Below are 22,595 nucleotides of genomic sequence, written 5' to 3' on the forward strand. Positions count from 1 at the left end.
ATCATTTCACGTCTTTTTTGGCGTGAAATGACACTCTCAATTTCAAACCTTTGCTTTATCGTTTCTGCATTGCTGCATAACGGAGGCAAAAACCGTGTTTGAAACTCTATCTAACCCAATGAATAAAATAAAAATACTTCCTTTAGCGATCGCTCTTGCTCTTTCTGGCTGTGGAAGCGACGAAACCACACCAGTCGATACAGGCAGCCACGTGGCATCTCCTGATTGGCAAGACCAGATCATTTACTTCCTAATGATCGACCGTTTTAACGACGGCGACAGTGCTCTTAATGATCAAGGGCAAAACGAATTTGATCCGACTTCGGATAAAAAATTCAGCGGCGGCGACCTCGTTGGTGTGAGTGATAAGTTAAGCTACATCGAAGATCTCGGTGCCACATCGATCTGGATTACTCCGCCAGTTGCTAACCAATGGTGGGATGCAGAGCAAAACTACGGCGGCTACCACGGGTACTGGGCGCGCGATTTCCAAAAAGTGGATGAACACTTTGGTGACATGGAAAGCTACCAAGCCTTAGCACGCGAAGTGCATGCGCGTAACATGTTCTTAATTCAGGACATCGTGACCAACCATGTAGGCAACTTCTTTACCTACGATGATCCTTACAGTTATGATCCAAGCCTGCCTTGCCAAGGCTTCCGTTTGATTAAAAATGCACTACCCGCCGGGCAAGAACTGCCATACCCGCTCAACATGAACGAGTGTAAAACAGACGGCACAGGTAGTTACCACTGGACGCCAACCATCACCGACCACAACGATCTGGTACAAGAAAAAACCTGGCAACTCTCTGATTTGGATGACCTTAATACGTCCGATCCTGAAGTACGCGCTTATCTAAAAGAGAGCTACCGAAAATGGATTCGCGAAGTCGGCGTCGACGGATTCCGTATCGATACAGTGAAGTTTGTTGAACACGATTTCTGGAACGACTTCCTACACGCCGACGATGGTGTGATGACGCAAGCGGTTGATACCGGTCGTGACAACTTCCTCACTTTTGGTGAAGTATTCGAAACATCTACGCCTTACCACACCGAAGGCGAAGAGAAGATGCTGACTTACATCGGTGAAAGTGGCTCGCCGAAACAGCTAACCTCGGTACTGAACTTCCCATTGCAAGCGACCATGACGCGCGTATTTGCATCAGGGCAACCGACCGACTATTTACGTTTCCGTCTTGAGAAAATGATGGAGATGTTCCCAAATCCATACATCATGCCGAACTTCATTGATAATCACGACATGCCGCGTTTTCTGTCGCAAGGTAGCGTGAATGACATGAAACAAGCACTGATCACCATGATGAGCGTGCCGGGTATTCCTGTGATTTACCAAGGTACTGAACAGGCGATGTCAGCGGCGCGTGATGCGATGTTTGCTGGCGGTTACCGTGAAGACGGCAACTACGTAGACTCGTTCGACCAAAACAGCGAGATGTACTTGTTCATCCAAGAGCTTGCTAAGTTACGTACCGAAAACAAAGTCATGACACGTGGCGAAATGAAAGTGATTGGCAGCGATAAAGCGGGCGCGGGCGTCTTCGCCTTTACTCGAACGTTGGATAACGACGAAGTCTTGGTCGTGATGAACACATCCAACTCGCCGATGTTGATGAACCAACTCGATGTAGAACAAGTTGGCGGCACCGTCTTCCAACAACAAATCATGTCGAACTGGGCAGACGCTCCAGAACAGTTAATCGCCGATGAAAACGGTCACGTAACCCTTGAGCTACCAGCCAAGTCTGCAGTGATTTACTCAAAAACAAGCAGCAATCAATCTGTAGATACCCCAGACCTCAACATCCAATTGGCGCAAGATTGGGAAGGACAAACCATCACTGGTGATATTGTTATCGCGGGTAGTGCGAACGCCAACGAGAAGTTGAACCTCGTCGTCGATGGTAACTTGGAAACAGCGCAAGCCATTAATGTAGGCGCTGATGGTCAGTTTAGCGTCACGCTGTCGACTCGTCACTTTGCTATTGGCGAACAACAGCACCGCTTCGCGATTTATTCCACCGAGAAAAAAGCAGGCATCGAGGACGTGAATTTTGTCTCGAACCTAAGCTGGTCAAACACGCCGGATGACACCATTGATGATACAGGTGATGCGCAAGACGGCACAGGCGGTCCTAACGGTAATTACTCGCTACCAACTGATCCAACGTTCGACAAAGACAGCAGCCAACTCGCAATCAATAAAGCAGAAGTGTTTACCGTTGGCAGTAACGTACGCTTGACCTTCACCATGGACAAAATCACCGACACTTGGTTGCCACCAAACGGCTTCGACCACGTGGGTTTCACTATCTTTATTGATTTACCGGAAGAAGCCGCAACCAACTTGTCTGAGCTACCGAAGATCAACGCTTCTATGCCAAGCGGAACCTGGAGTCGCAATGCGGTTGTTTTTGGCTGGCAAAGCTCGATTTACAACACCAAAGGAGCAAATGCGACGACATGGGGAGAAGCCGTAACACCAGCACCAATGGTCACGGTAGACAAAGCCAGCAACACCATTTCGATGGACTTTGCTAGCGATGCACTAGGCCACCCAGAGTCGCTCGATGGAATCCGATTCTATGTCACGACTTGGGACTTAGACGGCCTTTCGGCAACTTACCGTCCGCTAGAACAAGACAAAGGCCCTTGGAACTTCTCCGGTGGCGCATCGGATGAAAGTAAGATTTGGGACGATTTACCAATCATCACCTTGTCGGAATAAACCGTAAAATAAGACACCGCCCAGCGTTTAGCTGGGCGGCCATCAACAAAAGAATGCAGAAAGACACTTCTGCTCGTTTTTATTCTAGTTAAAGAACGATTTCACCCACAGCACCAGACTGTCCCAAAGCTGACCGAACCACGAGCCCTCTTCTACCGCTTGGCTGCTGACCAAGGGATAACTCGCCACGGTACTGTCATCGCTTTTCCAAACGACCTTGCCAATCTCATCCCCTTGCGCGATCGGCGCAATCAACGGTTCATTTAACACCACACTCTTTTCAAGCCCAGCCGTCATTGAACGAGGCAGAGTGAGATAGGCATCTTTAGCAAAGATCGCCTCAACTTGATTGGTATTTCCCTTCCAAACGCGAACTTTAGACTCAACTTGGCCTTGCTTAGCAACTTGCTTGGTGTCATAAAAGCGAAAACCATAGCTGAGTAGATTCTTCGATTGGCTGATCCGAGCCTGTTTACTTGGCGTACCCATCACCACCGAGATAAGTCGCATTCTTCCTTCTTTGGCCGAGCTCACCAAGCTGTATCCGGCATTGCTGGTGTAGCCGGTTTTTCCCCCGTCGACATCAATGGAATTGTCCCACAACAACTTATTGCGGTTGTACTGCGTAATGTCGTTCCACTTGAAGACTTTCTCACTGTATAGCGCGTACACATCAGGAACATCGCTGATGATCGACTGCATGAGTTTTGCCATATCGGTTGGTGAGGTTTGGATGCCATCACTATCAAGACCATGGGAGTTCACAAAATAGGTGTCTTGCAGTCCTAATTTCTCCGCCCAACCATTCATCAAGGCGACAAAGCCGCGTTCACTGCCTGCAACGTGCTCAGCCAGTGCAACGCACGCGTCATTTCCTGATTGGATGATCACGCCGCGCATTAAGTTCGCAACACTAATTTCATCTTTCGGTTTGATGAACATTTTAGAAGAACCGGGAAACTTGGCCGACCACGCGTTTTCGCTCACGGTGACAACGTCATCCCATTTCAAACGCCCCGCTTTGATTTCTTGTCCAACTACATAAGCGGTCATCAACTTGGTTAAACTCGCCGGAGCAAGGCCTGCTCGCCCGTTATGCTCGGCAATAATGGCACCGGATTGAAAGTCCATTAATACGTAACCTTTCGCCTTTAATTGAGGTGGGTTGGGCGTAACAACGGCAAAAGTAGGTACGCTTATTAAACAAGTCACAATAATCCATCGAGCCAGTGACACTTTCATCCGACTTCCTCCATGCTCTCACTTTGTCGCAACTCTATTGAGCATAGCTCACTCAACCAGTTGCACCAGTCGCTAATCGTTTCATTTTCTTGAACTTACATTGATTTGACCAAGGTATAGAACTGAAGAGGCGATTGGGAAATAGCATTGGTTCTTCATGCCATTCGCAGTAAAGTAGCGCTACCCCTCAATAAGGAAATAAAGATAACAATGAACGCTCAATCATTTATCGACGCAGGATTGCATTACACTCCCCACAGCTTTACCGTTCCTCTGGATTACCAAGACGCGAGTAAAGGCACCATTGAAGTCTTCGCCCGTGCGGTTTGCCTAGTCGGCGATGAAGAATCGACCAAACCTTGGTTGGTTTACTTTCAGGGCGGGCCGGGCTTTCCCTCTCCGCGTCAAAACGGCAATAGCGGCTGGGTAAAGCGCGCGCTGCAAGAGTACCGAGTTTTGCTCCTCGACCAGCGCGGTACGGGCAATAGTTCGGTGATTAATCATCAGACTCTGGCTCATTTCACACCGCAGCAACAAGCAGACTACTTGAGCCACTTCCGAGCGGATAACATCGTGCGCGACGCGGAATACATTCGTAAGCAATTTGGCGTCGAAAAATGGGCGATCTTAGGTCAAAGCTTTGGTGGTTTTTGCTCCCTCACCTATTTGTCTTTGTTCCCAGACAGCTTGCTACAAAGCTACATCACAGGTGGCGTGCCATCAGTCTCGCGTCATGCCGACGATGTGTATGAAGCCACCTTCAAACGCACCATGGAGAAAAACCAAGCGTTCTTCCAACAATTTCCAAGTGCGCAACAACTTTGCCAAAACATTGCGAATCACTTGCTGGAAAACGAAGAGTACCTACCAAATGGTCAACGCTTCACGGTGGAGCAATTTCAACAAATCGGCATCAACTTTGGTGTGAGTGATACTTTCTTGCCAACTTACTATTGGCTAGAAAGCGCGTTGATTGAAGTGAACGGCAAACCACAACTTCGTTATGAGTTCTTGAACGATATGTTGGCGCAGCAAAACTTCCAAACCAACCCGATCTACGCCATTTTGCATGAATCGATTTACTGCCAAGGCTTTGCGTCGAATTGGAGTGCACACCGTGTTCGCCAAACCCGACCAGAGTTTAATTATGAACCTGACCAGCCATTTTACTTTACGGGGGAAATGGTCTTCCCGTGGATGTTCGACCAATACGTCAACCTTAAACCACTAAAAGACGCCGCAGAAATATTGGCCGCGAAAGACGATTGGGCTGCGCTGTACGATCAAACTCAACTGGCTCAAAATAAAGTGCCTGTCAGTTGCGCCGTTTACGCCGATGATATGTTTGTTGAAATGGATATCAGCCGAGAGACGCTCGCGTTAATCCCAAATTCAAAAGCGTGGATCACCAACGAGTACGAGCACAACGGTTTGCGTGCCGACGGTGAACGCATTCTCGACAGACTCATTGCCATGGGTAAACAGACCGCAGCTACGTTGAAGTAAGCACGGCAGACGTTAGAAATGCGCCTTTTCAGTATTTGGTGAAAAGGCGTTTATAGAGGCTTATGAACTATAGCGATCAGTCTTTCACTCTTTTGCTCATCATTTTGGTCATCACGCGATAACCCATCTTATGATAGAAATCTTCACCTTCATGATTAAACGATGCGACGGTTAAACCAATTTCTTCAATACCTTGATTGCACAAATCGCTTTCGATTTTATCCATGAGCGACAAGCCTATTCCTAAGTTGCGGTGACTTTCCGAGACCACCAACTCGTTAACGAAGCCAACGCGCTTTGCAACAGAAACCATCGAGTCAATATCTCGAACGGTACCAGAGATAAATCCAACGACTTGTCGATGTGAGCAAGCGATAAAGGCGATCATGCTGTCATCGAAATACTTGTCAAAGACGCCACGTTCTTCCCTTAGCTGCGCCATTTCCTCGGGTGATCGGTAGAAGTTAGGCTCGGCTTCATAGTGAGAGGTATCGAGCTCTACCAATAATCCTTTGAGTAAAGGGATATCTTCTTCTCTCAGCCTTCTGATGTGAAACTGCTGCATGTCCTTTTCCTGCTAACTGATGGTTTTATTGTCATTTTGGCTTTCGCTCATCACCTATTTAGGTAGAAATATAAAGCCTAGCCACAGTACAAATTTCAACCAACCATGTCGAGTTTGATTTCCCTTTCCTCCTTTTGTTTTTGCCAAGAGTTTGAACACATACCGGATTTGTCTCGCTGCCGAGCGATTACCCATCCAGCATCGCCTCTCTTCTGACAAGAATATCCGTAAATTTTGTCCGTATTTCCGACTAATTTACTCAGGTATACTCCGAGCCGCTAAAATTTAAAGGTCATCGACCACCTGTTTTTATAAAGGAAATCTCATGAGTCAGTATGTAGTCTGTGCGCTGTACAAGTTTGTGGAGCTGAATAACTATCAAGAGCTACGCGAGCCATTACTTGCGTTGATGGAAAAACACCATATTCGCGGCACGTTACTGCTGGCTGGGGAAGGTATTAATGGTACGGTCGCCTCTGACCGCGCGGGTATTGATACGCTGCTTGAGTGGCTAAATACTGAGCCTCGTTTAACGGGCACGGTCTACAAAGAATCTTACTCTGAAACGCAACCATTCAACCGCACCAAAGTGAAACTGAAAAAAGAGATCGTGACATTGGGTGTTGAAGGCATCGACCCTCGCCATGTGGTGGGTACGTATGTGAAACCTCAAGATTGGAACGATTTGATCGCCGATCCAGAAGTGTTTGTGGTGGATACTCGCAACGATTACGAAATCGAAATCGGCACCTTCAAAGGGGCTGTAAACCCAAATACTGAAACGTTCCGAGAGTTCCCAGACTATGTGAAAGAAAACATGGATCCGGCAAAACACAAGAAAGTTGCGATGTTCTGTACAGGTGGTATCCGATGTGAGAAATCAACCGCTTACATGAAAGAGCAAGGCTTTGAAGAAGTTTACCACCTAGAAGGCGGCATTCTTAAATACCTTGAAGAAGTTCCACAAGAAGAGAGCATGTGGGAAGGCGATTGTTACGTGTTTGACGGTCGTGTGGCTGTCAACCACCAGCTTGAGAAAGCCGATTACGATTTGTGTAACGCTTGTCGATTACCGATCACAGAAGAAGACAAGCAGTCTGAATTGTTTGAGCAAGGCGTGAGCTGCCCGAAATGTCACGGCAAACATTCAGAAGAGCAAGTTGCGCGATTCCGCGAGCGCGAAAAGCAAGTTTCATTAGCCGATCAACGAGGCGAGCAGCACGTTGGTGGTGAAAGTGCTAAGCAACGTGCGCAGCGACGCGAAGCAAAGCTAGCGAAAAAAGCAGCTCAACGTAAACAAGCTTAAGTGACTCAATAGGCTTTCGGCGGGCCGTAACCCATACGGCTCGCCCTCTTTTTTTTACAATCACTATTTATTCACTTCCCCACTAACATTCAAGCAAAACATTTACGTTTCAAATCGAACTCGACAACAGTAAACGCACCTAAAAAACCTCACCAAGAGCACAGTCGCACATAGCCCTGAGCACTCCCCCCTCATCAGTGTTAGCAGCAAAAAAACTCAAAAATCATACCAATAGAACGCCCAGAATTTCATTCACAAAATCAATCAAAAACACCTAAAAACAAATATTTTCAGATAGTTAAATTACACACAATTACAAAGGTCATTCGTTTATTTAGCAAATAGATATTAAATTGCGAGAACGATTCCACAAGGAGATGAATTATTTTTATTTGCGCATATTCATACGCTACATTCCGAGTGCTCAATCACATTTCGGCAAACCATTCGAAAGGATGGGACGCAAAGCTTCCGGTCTTCCAGCACTGCTTAACTAGTCAACACTAGTGCTTAAGATAGCGGGGTTGCCACTTTCTATCTGTATCTAATGAGTTCCAATCAGATATGGATGAGAGTGCTCTGCATGCGCCGAGTTGTGGCATTCATTTGTCAGCCAAACAAGAGGACGTGTAATGAAATCATTCCCTAATAAATCGCTCGTTGCCCTTGCTATCGCAAGCATGAGCTCTGGTGTCTTAGCACACGGTTACGTATCGGAATCCAACGATGGCGTCGCAGCAAGTCGTGCAGCGCTGTGTAAGTACCCAACATCGGATACCAATGAAAGAAACACTAACTGCGGCGCAATTCAATATGAACCACAAAGCGTCGAAGGCCCTGATGGCTTCCCAGAGACTGGCCCTCGCGACGGTAAAATTGCCAGCGCAGAAACGGCTCTAGCAGCTGCACTAGACGAACAAACCGCCGACCGCTGGGTAAAACGTCCGATAAAATCTGGTACACAAACGTTTGAATGGACTTTTACAGCAAACCACGTGACTCGTGATTGGAAATACTACATCACAAAACCGAATTGGAACCCGAACGCTTCATTGTCACGCGACTCGTTCGATCTCAACCCTTTCTGTGTAGTTGACGGCAATATGGTTCAACCACCAAAACAGATGAGCCACCAATGTAACGTGCCTGAACGCGAAGGGCACCATGTCATCCTTGCGGTATGGGATGTGGGTGATACCGCAGCATCATTCTACAACGTTATCGATGTCAAATTTGATGGTGACGACCCTGTGATTCCTGAGTGGACTCAAGGTGGCCAAATCATCCCTACTATGAATCTAAAGGTTGGCGATTCGGTTTACACTCGCGTGTTTGATCAATCTGGAGAGAACGTTGCATACCGCACTGAACTAGCAATTAGTAACGACGCACTCACTCAAGCGAAAAACTGGTCTTACGCCTTGGCGAGTAAAGTCAACCAAGAGCAAACTAAGCTTCAAGCTGGTCAATATTCGGAAGACAAGTTCACGCCAGTGTACGGCACGAACCCAATTTACCTGCAATCAAACAGTGGCCTTGAGCGTGTTGAAATTGGCTACAATATTGAAACGCCAGTACCTGACTATTCACTCACGGTTGATGGTCTTGCCAGTGAGTACATAATTGCTACAGAACCAACCTCTTTAGACCTCACTCTTACCGCAGAGGGCGACTTAACCGCCGAGTTAACGGTTTACAATCATCATCGCGAACCACTAGCAAGTTGGACGGGTTCAATTCAAGATGGTGCAAGCGAACAAGTAGAACTCACGCTGAGCAAATCAGAACCGGGGCACCACATGTTAGTGACCCGCATTAAAGATACCGATGGCAACCTTGTCGATCAGCAAACTCTGGATTTCCATCTAAAAAGTGAGGAAGTCACCCCACCACCATCAGGCGAATACGACTTTGTATTCCCTGAGGGGCTTTCTAGCTACACAGCAGGTACAAAAGTGTTAGCAAGCGACGGCGCGATTTATCAATGTAAACCATTCCCTTACTCTGGCTACTGCGTACAGTGGAGTGAGAGTGCAACACAATTTGAGCCAGCGACAGGCTCACACTGGGAAATGGCTTGGGATAAACTGAACTAATCTCGCAGACGATAGACGTAAAGAACCCCGCAAATCGCGGGGTTCTTTTTACTTTATCAATCACTGCGAGTTAAAGACAAAAGTGGCAGTTTTCTCGACTTAAACCATGACCACCAGACAGATTGGTGATATGAGTTCTGCCTTCTTGAAGCCCCATTTCATACCCTTCGAGTAGAACGGATTGGCGCATCGACAAGCGTTGCACATGAAATTCATCCGGCGGTGCAATCACTCTCACGCGGGTTCCTTGTGGTGGATTGCGGATAAATTCCAAGGACTCATTGTAGTTCTCTGAACGATGCAACATCGCTTCTGCCATTTTGGGATGTTCAGCAAACAACTTGTTCATTAACCAAGTATTTTTTACTGGTTTTTTGGAGTAATTCAGCGGGTGTGATAGCACAACCGTGATGTCTCGCGCTCCTCTTCGGTAAGCTTCTCGAACCGGAATAGAATCCGCCACACCACCATCGGTATAACAACCACCAGAAAAACACGGAGTATGTTTGTAAGCAATCGGCAATGCTGTTGTCGCTTCTATCGCATGAGGGAAATTTTCTCGCGTCACTCGATAGTAGTCCGCTTTACCTGTGTCCACATTAGTGGTGGCCGCAAAAAAAGGAATGCCTTCAAAAAGCTTTTTCTCATCGACGGGATACAAACGGTTGGACTCTTCAAACAGCCATTTTACATCAATCAAATCGCCACCTTTGAGGAAACGGGTCGGGTCGAAAAAGCGCTTGCTGGTCGCGAGCTTTGTAATCACATTTATACTGCGGTGCGGGTAATCGGTCAGATAACCAATCAAATTAGATGCGCCTGCCGATACGCCAATCGCAAAATCAAATGGCTTATAATCTCGCTCTAGAAATGCGTCTAACACGCCACTGGCAAAGACGCCGCGCATCGCTCCACCTTCCACTACAATTGCTTTCGTTGCCATGTTTCCCCCATTAATTTCTCGGAAAAGAGTAATGAAATTCGTGCATTAGCAACAATTGGTTATTCTTATTATTGAGATAGGTGAAGTCTATGTATTTCGAGCTTAGAAAATGAAAACTAAAGATCAAAAAATCCACACTTGTGACGCAACACAAGTGTGGATTTGGGAAATATAGGAAGGGTTAGGCAAATACGGTTTTGTAGGCTTCGCCAGCACCATCGATGAACATTTGGGTGCCGATAACTGCCAAAATCAGGCCCATCATTTTTGTCACCACATTCAAAGCACTAGGCCCTACCGCTTTGACCAGTTTGTCCCCAAACAGGAACAATATGTAGGTGATGATACAAAGAACCGCAAATGAAACGATGGTAATAATGGTTTGGTCAAAACCACCTGTGGTCGCAAAGTTCATCGCTGTCGCAATCGTACCCGGCCCCGCGAGTATTGGCATCGCCAACGGTGATACGGCAATACTCAAGGCTGCCTGTTGCTGCGCAGGCGAATACGCTTTTTCCTTGGTTTTTTGATGCGTGGAATCTCCTTGCAACATATTAAAACCAATCATGAAGACTAAGATCCCCCCAGTAATGCGCAGCGCATAAAGGGTGATACCAAAGAGGTCGAAAATCACTTTTCCTGCGATGGCAAAAATAGCCACGATGACAAAAGCAATAAACACCGAGCGAAGTGCTATTGATCTAACGGTCTCTTTATCTTCATCCGCCGTGAGGCTCAAAAAGATAGGAATATTGGCAATGGGATTCATGATCGCAAAGAACCCCATGAACACTGTGACGGTATGAAGTATCAGCTCTTTCATCTTTCCAACGTAGATAAACTATTGATTCTAAAAACAGTATATACCTTCACAAACAGAATGCGCGCCGTTTCCCCAGTCTGAACTCAAACTTATGCTCTAAGGCACAGTTTTTCTTTCGCGATAGTTTACCCATTCATTAAATACCGCTAAGGTGAACGCTCAGCCTAAAAATAGAACAAAGGATGTTAAGTCATCATGAACAGTACGATCCAAACCATTCTTGGCCACCGTTCCATTCGTAAATTTACCTCACAGCCTATCGATAAAGAGCAACTGGAAACCATCCTTCAAGCGGGTCTTGCCGCATCCTCATCTAGTATGTTGCAGGTAGTATCAATTGTTAGAGTCACGGACACAGAGAAGAGATCACAACTAGCGAAATTTGCAGGGAATCAAGCATACGTTGAAAGCGCGGCAGAGTTCTTGGTGTTCTGTATCGACTACCAGCGTCACACCAGTATTAATCCTGATGTTCAAGCCGATTTCACAGAGTTAACGCTAATAGGTGCCGTAGACTCTGGAATCATGGCTCAAAACTGCTTATTGGCAGCAGAATCGATGGGCTTGGGAGGCGTATACATTGGCGGTTTAAGAAATAATGCTCAGCAAGTGGATGAGCTACTGGGGCTACCCCAGAATACCGCCATCCTATTTGGTATGTGTTTGGGCCACCCAGATCAAAACCCAGAAGTTAAGCCTCGCCTACCTGCGCACGTGGTGGTGCACGAGAACCAGTACCAAGATCTCAACTTAGATGACATTCAAGCATACGACCAAACGATGCAGAACTACTATGCAAACCGCTCAAGCAATAAAAAACAAAGTACGTGGTCACAAGAAGTTACGAGCAAGCTAGCTGGTGAGTCTCGTCCGCATATTCTTCCGTATTTGAATGGGAAAGGGTTAGCGCGAAGATAAAATCCAGTTGTCATCAACTGGATCAAAAAAGGCCTCATTAGAGGCCTTATAAACTATACAGAGATAACTTAACTACTAGTTACCGCCCGTAGCACCAGTACCGCCACCCGGAAGTGGATCAGGCTTGACTGGTTTGCCAGGTTTTGCATCAGGAATTGTTGGAACAGTTGGTTTGATTTCGTCAACAGGCTTACCTGCTGCAACGTCTTTCTCAACTTGGTCAACAACATTCTTCGTATCTTCAGCAGAGATCTCTACATAGATAACATCTTCAGAATCAGCACCCGCTTTCGGGTAGTGCGGGTTTTTCACAATGACTTCTTCAGTGATCGCTTTAGCAGCTACTGAAATCGACTTAGGCGTCGCTGTTGGGTTCGCTTTGATTACATCAGAAACTACGTTTGCAGTTGCCACAAGCTTAGTGGCCAACGCTTTAGTCGCAGCATCAGTGCTCTTATCTAGCTCTTTTACGACATTTTCAGTATTACGTAGTAAATCGTCTACTGATACACCGATCGCATTAATATCAATACCCAAGTCAGCAAAAACTTGCTCTGCAACTTCCGGAGAGTAAACCCCACCTTCTTCCAAAGAATCCGCCACAAGAGTCGTGAACGGAGAACCTGTTACACGAGAATCTGCCTGTGCAAGGCCTTTAGGGATTTTGTACGTCGTTGTAATAGGTTTACTATTAGATGCATCACGACTTGTTGCTGTTGGGCTTAGTACAAACTCACAATCTTGTGGTGCACTAACCACATCAATATGACTAATACGAGCATAACCAACCATCGTCTCGTAATTAGTTGTTAACTCGTCAGCTTCACCTGTCAAGTCACCACACGTGTAGGTAACTTTCATGCCAATAACAGCTGGATCATAAGCCTGAACTGAGTAAGTTTTCACTACTGGGTCACTGTCACTACCACAACCTGCCAGCAGAACCGCAGCCACACTTGCCGTTAAAAGTTTGATTTTCAAAATTAGCTCCAATAATTTGTTGTTATATCCGACCGCAACAGGAAGCATAACGGCAGTTGCATATGGTGTAAATAGGATGCATACAACTTTGGCATGAGTTTTTTCACATTAATCTCTGCTTACCTGTGCAAAATCATGCATTCGTCTCAATAACTCTAGATAGACACATTTTTGTCATATATTTGTCAGTATTTTTTTAAGTATCTAGTTGCCTTTATTGCAACCAGATGGATAATAGTTGTCTATTTTTTGTGGGTCAGTTTTCAACCTTCATTAATAAAACTAAAGCTCTAAGTCGCAAGCAGCCATTTGGAGTGCTTATTACATAAATAATTCTGAATGGACTCGTTTTCTACAGGCTTAAACTGCAGTAAAACATCAATATTGATGACATGCAGCTCAACTAGAATGATTCAATTTCAGTCGGCAAATTTCTTTCGGTAGCTATAAACCAATGAATACACTTAATAAATTTTTGGGGATAACTGTACTTCCTATCGTCCTTTCAGGCTGTACACTTCCTGGTAGCCATCTTTCTATCAGCGATAAAACGGTAATGACTACCGAATCCAGTGACATAGAGTCTCAAGTTACCGTTTATCCCCTAACTTTGGAGCGAGTCACTTCTTTAAACTCTATTGAGCCTTTCTCGAAACCAAACCCAGAGCTAGATGTGGAAATAGCCAAATATGAGTATGAGGTTGGCCCCGGTGATATTCTGAACATCACGATTTGGGATCATCCAGAGCTCACTATTCCTGCGGGTTCGTACCGTAGTTCTGCGGAAGCTGGGAACTGGGTGCATTCTGACGGCACCATTTTTTACCCATACATTGGCGTTGTAAAAGTGGAAGGCAAAAACGTTCGACAAATTCGTTCTGATATAGCAAGCCGTTTAGCAAAATACATCGAAAGTCCTCAAGTAGACGTTAGCGTCGCAGCTTTTCGCTCTAAAAAAACCTATGTTACAGGTGAAGTGAACAAGCCAGGCCAACAAGCGATCACTAACATTCCACTAACACTTCTAGACGCAGTAAACCGCGCAGGTGGACTTGCTCAAGAGGCAGACTGGCGCAATGCAACTCTTACACGCAATGGGGTGGTTGAAAACATCTCGCTTTATGCACTAATGCAACAAGGTGATCTCACTCAAAACCGTCTTCTAAAACCGGGGGACATTGTCCACATCCCACGTAATGACGCACAAAAGGTATTCGTGATGGGTGAAGTCAATGATCCAAAACTGCTGAAAATTGATCGCAGTGGCATGAGCCTTACTGAAGCACTGAGTAACGTCGGTGGTATTAATCAAATTTCGGCAGACGCCACGGGTGTTTTTGTCATTAGACGTTCAAAAGAAGAATCTAAAATGGCAGACATCTACCAGTTAGATGTGTCTGATGCGTCTGCACTCGTTATTGGTACCGAGTTTGATCTAAATCCATATGATATTGTGTATGTTACCACCGCTCCGATTAGCCGTTGGAATCGTGTAATTACACAGCTAGTGCCTACGATTTCAGGCTTTAATGAGCTAACAGAAGGTGTGCTACGCATTCGCACTTGGCCATAGAATTAACATGAGCACAAGAGTTGAACCTTGTGCTCTTTTCTAATACCAAAAGAACCGTTGTTGCTCTTCAGAACAAGATAGAGCATGTAGATTCGATTATTTAGCAATAGCTTAAATAGGGTGAGAACTTGTTTTCTAATATTCTCGTTGTCTGTGTAGGCAATATTTGCCGCTCCCCGACCGGGGAAAGACTTTTACAATCTTTGCTTCCTAATAAGCAAGTGGCTTCAGCAGGCTTAGCTGTCCACAAAAGTCATCTATCAGGAAAGCCCGCAGATCAAATGGCTGCAAACCTCGCCAGTGAACACGGTATTAGTTTAGACGGGCATGAAGCACAGCAATTAACACCAGAGCTCTGTGCTCAGTACGATCTTATACTGGTAATGGAAAAAGGCCATGTAGAAGCCTTAACAAAAATTGCTCCGGAGGCTCGTGGTAAAACCATGCTATTTGGACAATGGATCGAAGAAAAAAATATCCCTGACCCATACAGACAAAGCAGGGAAGCATTCGAGCATGCTTATGCGCTGATAGAAAAAGCGGCATTGGCATGGTCAAAAAAACTATAAGTCGAAAGACTATACACAAACGCTAATGGCAAGGTATTCAAGAAGTTAAAGTAATGACAACACAAACTATTAAACAATCACGTCAAGTCGACGATGAAATCGATTTGGGGAAGCTCTTTGGTATCATTCTTGATGCTAAGTGGCTCATTTTATGTACCGTCGTCCTATTTTCTATTGTAGGTGTCGGTGTTGCCATTCTATCTACACCTATCTACAAAGCTGATGCTCTGATTCAAATTGAAAGTAAGAGTTCAGGTGGTATTTCTGCAATGGTTGGTGATATGGGAGAATTGTTCTCCGCCGAATCATCTGCCACTACTGAAATTGAAATCATTAAATCTCGTATGATCTTGGGTGGCACTGTAGATAAGTTCAACTTAACAACCGTTGCATCTCCTAACTATATGCCTATCATTGGCAAAGGCTTAGCACGAATCCAAGGCGAGCAAATTAGCATTAACGTTACTCGTTTTAACGCTCCATCCTATGCGGTCGGAATTCCTCTAACATTAGAAGTTGTAGATGCAGAGCAGAAAGCATTCAAGCTAACTGAGGATAATGGCAGTGTCGTACTTGAAGGAAAAGTTGGTGAACTGCTTGAGAAGAATGGATACCAATTTTTAGCAACTGAATTAGTGGCTCAAACTGGTGACTCATTCACGGTCAGCAAAATCAGCAAACTAGATGCAATTAACAAACTTCAAGAAAACCTTTCAATCAGCGAGCGTGGCAAGCAAACGGGAATTATCTCTTTAAGCTTCTCTGGCGAAGATCGTACTAAAATTCAAGCCATCCTGAACGATATTAGCCAAAACTACTTCTTACAAAATGTACAACGTAATTCCGCAGAAGCAGAACAAAGTCTTGAGTTTTTGAAAGGCCATCTACCAGATATCAAAATTAAACTGACGGCATCTGAAGATGTACTTAATCGATTCCGTCAAGAAAATGAATCCATCGATTTAGGCTTAGAAGCTCAATCAACATTGAAAGTGATGGTTGAATTAGAAGCGCAGTTGAACGAGCTGACATTCAAAGAAAGTGAGATCAGCCAACGCTTCACTCAGGATCACCCGGCATACAAATCGCTGCTTGATAAGCGTCAAACCTTGCTTAAAGAAAAAGAGCGCCTAAACAAACAAGTTCAAAAACTACCTAAAACTCAACGTGAAGTATTGCGTATGACACGTGATGTAGAAGTTAACCAACAAATCTACATCCAGCTATTGAACAAGGTGCAAGAACTCAACATTATCAAAGCAGGAACCGTTGGTAACGTTCGTATTCTTGATAGTGCTCAGTCATTTTCTAAACCAATAAAACCGAAAAAAGCACTCATCGTTGTTTTGGCGACGTTGCTAGGCGGTATGGCTGGCGTTGCATTCGTATTGATTCGCGCAGCCTTCCACCGTGGTGTAGAAACGCCTGACCAAATCGAGCAAATGGGCATTCCGGTATATGCAAGCGTCCCTAAATCTATTCAGCAGCTAGAGTTTGCAAGCAAACTGAAGCGCAATAAAAGTAAAGGCAACAATGAGTTGGTTTTACTTGCTGAAGCGAACCCTGCAGATTTATCTATCGAAGCTCTTCGAAGCCTACGTACCAGTTTGCACTTCGCAATGATGGAAGCGAAAAACAACGTGCTTATGATTTCCGGTCCAGCGCCTTCTATTGGTAAGACATTTGTCTCGACCAACTTTGCAGCCGTTGCTGCGAAAACAGGTCAAAAAGTGCTTCTTATTGATGCAGATATGCGTAAGGGTTACCTACAACAATGCTTCGGCCTACGTTGGGATAATGGTCTTTCAGAATACCTGAGCGGTAAAGTAGCACCTAGCAACATCATTAAATCGACGTCAATAGACAATCTAAATGTAGTTACTCGCGGTCAGGTTCCACCAAACCCTTCCGAGCTTCTTATGCACCCTCGCTTTAAGAGCTTTATTGATGATATGTCCGCTGAGTACGATCTAGTCATCATCGATACACCGCCTGTACTTGCAGTAACGGATCCAAGCATCGTTGGTGCACTTGCTGGCACCACATTGATGGTAGCTCGCTTCGACCAAACGACATTGAAAGAAATTGAGGTAGCACGTGGTCGCTTCGAGCAATCAGGTGTAGAAGTTAAAGGTGTGATTCTCAATGCGGTTGAGAAAAAAGCATCTAACTCATACGGCTATGGATACGGCTACTACAACTACGCGTACAAAAGCGAATCATGAATTAATCTAGATCGCTAATTTGACCAAATATTACAAAGCCCTGCTAGAAACAGCAGGGCTTTTTCTATTGCATTCTTAATTGCTTGTACGTCAACAAACTGAGCGAGACAAAGAATATTGGGTCACTCCAACCAAAACCGAAAAATACTCCTGTAATGCTGGCATAGGTAGTAATCACTGCCCCTAACCCATTAGTAATCAATAATGCCTTAAACAGCTGTTTCGCAGTCTTACCAGATTCCACATCACGTAGCATCAAACTCACCGCAGCGATTCCACCTAAAAAGATCGACGTATGTTGCGATAAAAACAGCGCGTATTGGTCGTTAATTTGTACGCCATACATCGGCCACATCATGGTTGGTACAAAAAACAACGCAAAAGCGAATACCGTATATATGACACCATGAACGGTTAGAAAAGTGCGGTTGGTCATCATCTCCTTATCCTCTAATAGGCCCTTGATTGATCGTCGTTAACGGCACATTGATATCGAAGATTTGACCTCGTACTTCGACTACGCCCATTTTTCGTAAGCGTGCGGCATGCATTTTGAGATAATCTTGCGCCGTTGCTTCATCTTCAAAAAGATAGATGCCACCGCCAAGTTTGTCTTGTTCGCTTTCCGTCCAAATTTTCCAAATCATGCCCGGCTCTTGATTAATTGACTTAGCTAAGTCGACCAAAGTATTCGACATCTCTTCACCAAACGGACCATGAAATTCAAAATCAACTTGCAATAATTTCGCCATCTTGAGTCTCCTCTTCTTAATTGACTCGCTTTCGATGACAAGATTATTGCCTTTATAAAACTGACAAAAAAGTTCATAATTTTGCCATTAACTGTTTAAAAAATTGACTCATGAGACTAAAAACGACCTTAGAACAATGGCAAACGCTACAAGCGATTGATCAAGAAGGCAGCATTCAATCTGCAGCTTTGCTGCTCAACAAGAGCCATACCACATTGATCTACTCGGTGAGGAAGTTAGAAGACCAACTTGGTATTCAACTTATCGAAGTACGAGGGCGCAAAGCAGGTTTGACTGAGCACGGCAAAACCATACTGCGTCGTGCACAATCCATGCTTGAACAAGCGCGGGAACTGGAAGTCATCAGCGAGCAGTTAAAAAGTGGGGTGGAATCTCAAATCACGGTCGCAGTAGATCATCTTTGTGACCCTTGTTGGCTTTATGCACCACTCAGTCAATTTTTGGAGGACAACAACACGACCTCCGTTCAAGTGGTTGAAACGTCACTGAGCAAAACAACCGAAATGGTCGTAAATGAGATTGCTGACATCGCAATCATCAACTTACCGATAACCAACTACCCTGCCGAAGCGTTTGGCGTAACAACCATGCTGCCTGTAATAGCAGCACACCATCCACTCGCTAAAAAGCCGCATGTTTCCATCGACGATTTTGCAACCACCAGCCAAATTGTCATCCGTGACTTAGGCAATTCAGACAAAACGAAAAGAGATGTGGGTTGGTTACGCGCACGTCAGCGTATTACCGTCGATAACTTCGACCACGCTTTTCACGCCGTAGAGCAAGGCGCTGGATTTTGTCGGCTACCAGCGCACTTAGTCGCAGCCCGCAAGAGCGATAAAATTAAAGTATTGGAGATCGAACACTCCCATCAATATCAAGTTGCGCTGCACCTCACTTTGCCCAAAGGAGCCAAAAGTGGTCCTGCGACTCAAGCGCTTTATCGTACTTTACTCAAAAGTGTAGAAACTCGAGCCTAGCGACAGTGGTATTGAGTTGAATCGCTAGTGTTATCGCCTATTGATTCTCCCTAAGTATAGAGAAACGGCCATTTTGTGACGCTACACTCTCACAAAAGGTTGCACGAAGGATAGCGACCACCTACTATCACTCTGCTCATGCCTAAAGCACCCAACACTCGCGGAAAGAACTCGGTTCACGGCAATATCCTCACCTGCTTGGTTTAGCAGGCACAATCTGTTTTTACCTTCTTTTTAGCTTCTATTTAGGCGAGTGTGGAAGAAATAAGAAAGGTGAAATATGAACTCTACAAATAGCTTCTCGATCAATATCAATCAGCAAAAATCCATTGCTAAAAAAAGGCTCAAAGCTATCCGCCTATACGATGACGCTACGTTGGAGTTAGTTAAGCGATGTCACTCCAAACCAGAGTCATTGACTCCCAATACAATTCAATTGGCTGACGTTCAACATGCACTCGCAAGAGAACTGGGCTTATCCAGTTGGAGTAAACTAAAAGCTCATGTCGAAGAGCTAGAAGCGCACAAACGAGCCATCAAAGAACAAAAACCGCCCCTAGATGCGAAAGTAAAAACGCTACACGTTCGTTGTGGCCACGACATTCAACAACAACTTAAAGCCAGCGGATTTGAAGGGACATTTTTAGCCCTGATCGATCCGCTTTGTATTGGCCCCATACCAGCAACACCGCAGAACTTCCTTGCCATTCGTGCCCAATATGTCGTAGAGACTCTGCTGCCCGTGATGAAGCGTGAAGACTCGGTGCAAGATATAGTCACATTGGAACAATCAAACCTCGATCTGTTGCAAAGTGATGTATTTGAACGAATCGTCTTTTGGGTCGAACATGACAGCTATGATCAATTGATGCTAATTCGTGCTCTAACACAGTTAGAGAATGTAGAGAATAAAGTGATAGAGATCATTGAGTTGAACCAGTTCCCGGGCACTGAGCGTTTTATTGGTTTTGGGCAGTTGCCTGAAGAAGCTATTCGTTCTTGCTGGCGATACCGTAAACCCGTATCTGCTAAGTTATTGAGCCAAGCAAAGCAGTGTTGGCAAGCAGTGTCATGTTCCTCACCAAAAGCTATCGTCAGTTTGATAGAGCAACATCAACTGGATTGCTTACCGAACATGTCCGATGTGCTTAGGCGTCTCTTGCAAGAACTGCCTCATACCAATAGCGGTTTGAGCATGACTCAACAGCTTGCTTTAAATGTATTGAGTTCACAGCGTTCACCCATCTCTGTCACAGAGTGGTTCAAGCGGTATCAGCAAATTGAACCGCTACCTTTTTTAGGTGATGTCATGTTTTACGCCCTACTGTTACCACTTACTCAATCCGAAGTGCCGCTTTTCGCTATCGACTCATTAGAGAAAAATTGGTGGGAACAAAAAGTTACGCTGACCGAATTTGGCAAAGCGTGTTTAGCAGGCCAAAAGCGAGCAAAGCAATGTTACTGGGTGGGCGGAATGCGAATAAACGAACATAATCATTGGCGTTGGGATCACCAACGCATCTCCTCACTATCTCACTACAAAAAATCGTAATTACGCAACCTTGAGCTGTGATGCTATTGACTGTATTGAGCATTAGCATCGCCGTCTGGATCCAAATCCTATTACGACCTATCACCTATTTCACACTGCATAAACCGTAACTATTTATGCAAAAATCAGTTTCCGCCTCGAAGATATGCACATCATTCCTTATTTAACCGAAATGTAAGAATTCATTTCTATCGGTTGTATGTTCGATAAAAGTGTTAAAACTTGAAGTTTTCAACCAGCCATTTCGTTGCAATTTAGTTAAAGTTCTATTTTTTATAGTGACAAGGTTCACATCTATTAATCAATCAGAGGATTATTCTTTCGTATTTTCTCACTCCACTGCTACTCTGCTCGCCGCTTTGAAGTGAACTCAAGGTGCATAACTATAAGGAGTGTTCTCATGAATACCAAGAAACCGATGTCGCTCACCAGCCGAGTAATTTTAGGTATGGTAGCGGGTATCTTGACAGGATTTGCAATTCGCACACTTTTTGCCTACAACGGATTTGTCGACGCATACATCGTTAATGGATTATTTGAAGTTGGTGGGCAGATCTTCGTCGCCAGCTTAAAAATGCTTGTCGTACCACTAGTGTTTGTTTCACTGGTTTGCGGCACGAGCTCTCTAAAAGACCTTTCTACATTGGGTCGCATGGGTGGTAAAACCCTTGCTTTCTATATAGCAACGACCGCTATCGCTATCACACTTGCGCTTACAATGGGCACGCTATTCCAACCGGGAGCTGGCGCTGATCTGACAGCAGCAAGCTCATTTAAGTCGGCAGAGGCGCCTTCTTTGGGTCAAGTGATCATCGATATGTTCCCAACCAACCCAATCAGCGCGATGGCAGAAGGTAAAACCCTGCAAGTGATCGTGTTTGCGGTTCTGTTTGGTGTCGCGATCAGCGCAGCAGGTAAGCCTGGTGAACGAATTGCTGCATTCTTCTCTGATCTAAACGAAGTGATCATGAAGCTTGTAGCAATTTTGATGAACCTAGCTCCATATGGCGTGTTCTTCTTGATGGCGAAGTTGTTTACTGGTCTTGGCTTAAGTGCCATCGTCAACCTAGCCGAGTACTTTGTTGTGTTAGCGGGCACACTATTGCTTCACGGCCTAGTGACTTACAGTCTAATGCTAAAAGGCTTTACTGGCCTTAGCCCAATTACGTTCCTACGTAAGATGGAAGACGCAATCATGTTTGCCTTCTCAACGGCATCATCAAACGCGACCATTCCAGTGACAATGGAAACAGCAAAACACCGCATGGGCGTAGATAACCGTATTTCATCATTCACTGTTCCTCTAGGTGCAACCGTGAATATGGACGGCACAGCCATCATGCAAGGTGTCGCAACCGCATTTATTGCTCAAGCATTCAATATTGATTTGAGCATGGGCGATTACATGATGGTTATCATGACCGCAACACTTGCGTCTATTGGTACTGCGGGTGTTCCTGGGGTAGGTCTTGTCATGCTTGCTATGGTATTGAACCAAGTTGGTCTGCCGCTTGAAGGTATCGCGCTCATCATGGGTGTTGACCGTCTTCTTGATATGATTCGTACCGCGGTAAACATCACTGGTGACAGTGCAGTAACCGTCATCGTTGCGAAATCAGAAGGTGCATTGGATGAAGCTCGCTTCAACGACCCAATGGCAGGCGTTGCCGAAGAAGAAGTGCATCTTAAACGCGCTGACGCCTAAATCGTTCTACGATTACCATTCTGAAATTATATAGTCCTGTCTAAAAGAAAGCCCCGATGGAAACATCGGGGCTTTTGTTTTCTCCG

Annotated in this window: 18 protein-coding genes and 1 riboswitch; of the genes, 11 read left to right on the forward strand and 7 right to left on the reverse strand. The window is 45.2% G+C overall.

The annotated features are described in order from the left end of the window. Nucleotides 1-94 precede the first annotated feature (94 nt). Entirely contained in the window at nt 95-2,752 is a 2,658-nt protein-coding gene (locus UF05_RS11760; RefSeq protein ID WP_045545549.1) for an alpha-amylase family glycosyl hydrolase, read from the forward strand. Nucleotides 2,753-2,836: 84 nt separating this feature from the next. Here the strand turns inward: UF05_RS11760 and UF05_RS11765 are convergent, their stop codons facing one another. Further along, complete coding sequence (locus UF05_RS11765) at nt 2,837-3,994, reverse strand: D-alanyl-D-alanine carboxypeptidase family protein (protein ID WP_020841498.1); 1,158 nt, start codon at nt 3,992-3,994, stop codon at nt 2,837-2,839. Between the two features lie 210 nt (nt 3,995-4,204). On the opposite strand from UF05_RS11765, the gene UF05_RS11770 reads away from it, so the two are divergent. Continuing rightward, nucleotides 4,205-5,500 (forward strand): alpha/beta fold hydrolase, encoded by a 1,296-nt coding sequence (locus tag UF05_RS11770; protein WP_045545550.1) that lies wholly within the window; start codon nt 4,205-4,207, stop codon nt 5,498-5,500. 76 nt (nt 5,501-5,576) lie between these two features. Here the strand turns inward: UF05_RS11770 and UF05_RS11775 are convergent, their stop codons facing one another. Next, nucleotides 5,577-6,065 (reverse strand): GNAT family N-acetyltransferase, encoded by a 489-nt coding sequence (locus tag UF05_RS11775; protein WP_005462686.1) that lies wholly within the window; start codon nt 6,063-6,065, stop codon nt 5,577-5,579. Between the two features lie 325 nt (nt 6,066-6,390). On the opposite strand from UF05_RS11775, the gene trhO reads away from it, so the two are divergent. Next, nucleotides 6,391-7,371, forward strand: a complete 981-nt coding sequence (gene trhO / locus UF05_RS11780) for an oxygen-dependent tRNA uridine(34) hydroxylase TrhO (protein WP_005484186.1) — start codon at nt 6,391-6,393, stop codon at nt 7,369-7,371. Between the two features lie 427 nt (nt 7,372-7,798). Then, nucleotides 7,799-7,903, forward strand: a riboswitch (cyclic di-GMP riboswitch). 100 nt (nt 7,904-8,003) lie between these two features. Then, a complete protein-coding gene (gene gbpA / locus UF05_RS11785) occupies nt 8,004-9,467 on the forward strand; it encodes an N-acetylglucosamine-binding protein GbpA (RefSeq protein ID WP_045545551.1) in 1,464 nt (487 codons plus the stop codon). A 70-nt stretch (nt 9,468-9,537) separates the two neighbouring features. Here gbpA and UF05_RS11790 read toward each other — a convergent pair whose 3' ends face one another. After that, nucleotides 9,538-10,410 carry a patatin-like phospholipase family protein gene (locus UF05_RS11790; RefSeq protein WP_031818450.1) on the reverse strand — a complete coding sequence of 291 codons (873 nt, stop codon included), beginning with the start codon at nt 10,408-10,410 and terminating at the stop codon, nt 9,538-9,540. 181 nt (nt 10,411-10,591) lie between these two features. Continuing rightward, nucleotides 10,592-11,233 (reverse strand): MarC family protein, encoded by a 642-nt coding sequence (locus UF05_RS11795; RefSeq protein ID WP_005458325.1) that lies wholly within the window; start codon nt 11,231-11,233, stop codon nt 10,592-10,594. A gap of 195 nt (nt 11,234-11,428) precedes the next feature. On the opposite strand from UF05_RS11795, the gene nfsA reads away from it, so the two are divergent. Then, on the forward strand, nt 11,429-12,151 hold the full coding sequence (gene nfsA, locus UF05_RS11800) for an oxygen-insensitive NADPH nitroreductase (RefSeq protein ID WP_045545552.1): 723 nt from the start codon (nt 11,429-11,431) through the stop codon (nt 12,149-12,151). Nucleotides 12,152-12,226: 75 nt separating this feature from the next. Here the strand turns inward: nfsA and UF05_RS11805 are convergent, their stop codons facing one another. Then, on the reverse strand, nt 12,227-13,132 hold the full coding sequence (locus UF05_RS11805) for a hypothetical protein (RefSeq protein ID WP_045545659.1): 906 nt from the start codon (nt 13,130-13,132) through the stop codon (nt 12,227-12,229). Between the two features lie 454 nt (nt 13,133-13,586). Here UF05_RS11805 and UF05_RS11810 point away from each other — a divergent pair, with 454 nt between their 5' ends. The 3 genes from UF05_RS11810 (at nt 13,587) to UF05_RS11820 (ending at nt 17,499) form a co-directional block, all read left to right on the forward strand. Next, a complete protein-coding gene (locus UF05_RS11810) occupies nt 13,587-14,705 on the forward strand; it encodes a polysaccharide export protein (protein ID WP_023584498.1) in 1,119 nt (372 codons plus the stop codon). A gap of 128 nt (nt 14,706-14,833) precedes the next feature. After that, nucleotides 14,834-15,274, forward strand: coding sequence for an arsenate reductase/protein-tyrosine-phosphatase family protein (locus UF05_RS11815; RefSeq protein WP_025793681.1), 441 nt, complete (start codon nt 14,834-14,836; stop codon nt 15,272-15,274). Nucleotides 15,275-15,327: 53 nt separating this feature from the next. Beyond that, the gene (locus UF05_RS11820) at nt 15,328-17,499 is read left to right on the forward strand and encodes a polysaccharide biosynthesis tyrosine autokinase (protein ID WP_025500838.1); all 2,172 of its coding nucleotides are present in this window, start codon (nt 15,328-15,330) and stop codon (nt 17,497-17,499) included. Between the two features lie 64 nt (nt 17,500-17,563). Here the strand turns inward: UF05_RS11820 and UF05_RS11825 are convergent, their stop codons facing one another. Further along, nucleotides 17,564-17,935 (reverse strand): hypothetical protein, encoded by a 372-nt coding sequence (locus UF05_RS11825; protein WP_024701001.1) that lies wholly within the window; start codon nt 17,933-17,935, stop codon nt 17,564-17,566. Between the two features lie 7 nt (nt 17,936-17,942). Next, complete coding sequence (locus UF05_RS11830) at nt 17,943-18,251, reverse strand: monooxygenase (protein WP_045545553.1); 309 nt, start codon at nt 18,249-18,251, stop codon at nt 17,943-17,945. 110 nt (nt 18,252-18,361) lie between these two features. Here UF05_RS11830 and UF05_RS11835 point away from each other — a divergent pair, with 110 nt between their 5' ends. From UF05_RS11835 to UF05_RS11845, 3 genes are all read left to right on the forward strand, one after another. Beyond that, entirely contained in the window at nt 18,362-19,252 is an 891-nt protein-coding gene (locus tag UF05_RS11835) for a LysR family transcriptional regulator (protein WP_017447197.1), read from the forward strand. A 280-nt stretch (nt 19,253-19,532) separates the two neighbouring features. Continuing rightward, a complete protein-coding gene (locus tag UF05_RS11840) occupies nt 19,533-20,804 on the forward strand; it encodes a DUF1835 domain-containing protein (RefSeq protein ID WP_045545554.1) in 1,272 nt (423 codons plus the stop codon). Nucleotides 20,805-21,204: 400 nt separating this feature from the next. Then, nucleotides 21,205-22,509 (forward strand): dicarboxylate/amino acid:cation symporter, encoded by a 1,305-nt coding sequence (locus UF05_RS11845; RefSeq protein WP_045545555.1) that lies wholly within the window; start codon nt 21,205-21,207, stop codon nt 22,507-22,509. Nucleotides 22,510-22,595: the final 86 nt, after the last annotated feature.

Origin of the sequence: Vibrio sp. S457-15 (genome assembly GCF_000960545.1) — a bacterium.
Taxonomy (GTDB): Bacteria; Pseudomonadota; Gammaproteobacteria; order Enterobacterales; family Vibrionaceae; genus Vibrio; species Vibrio parahaemolyticus.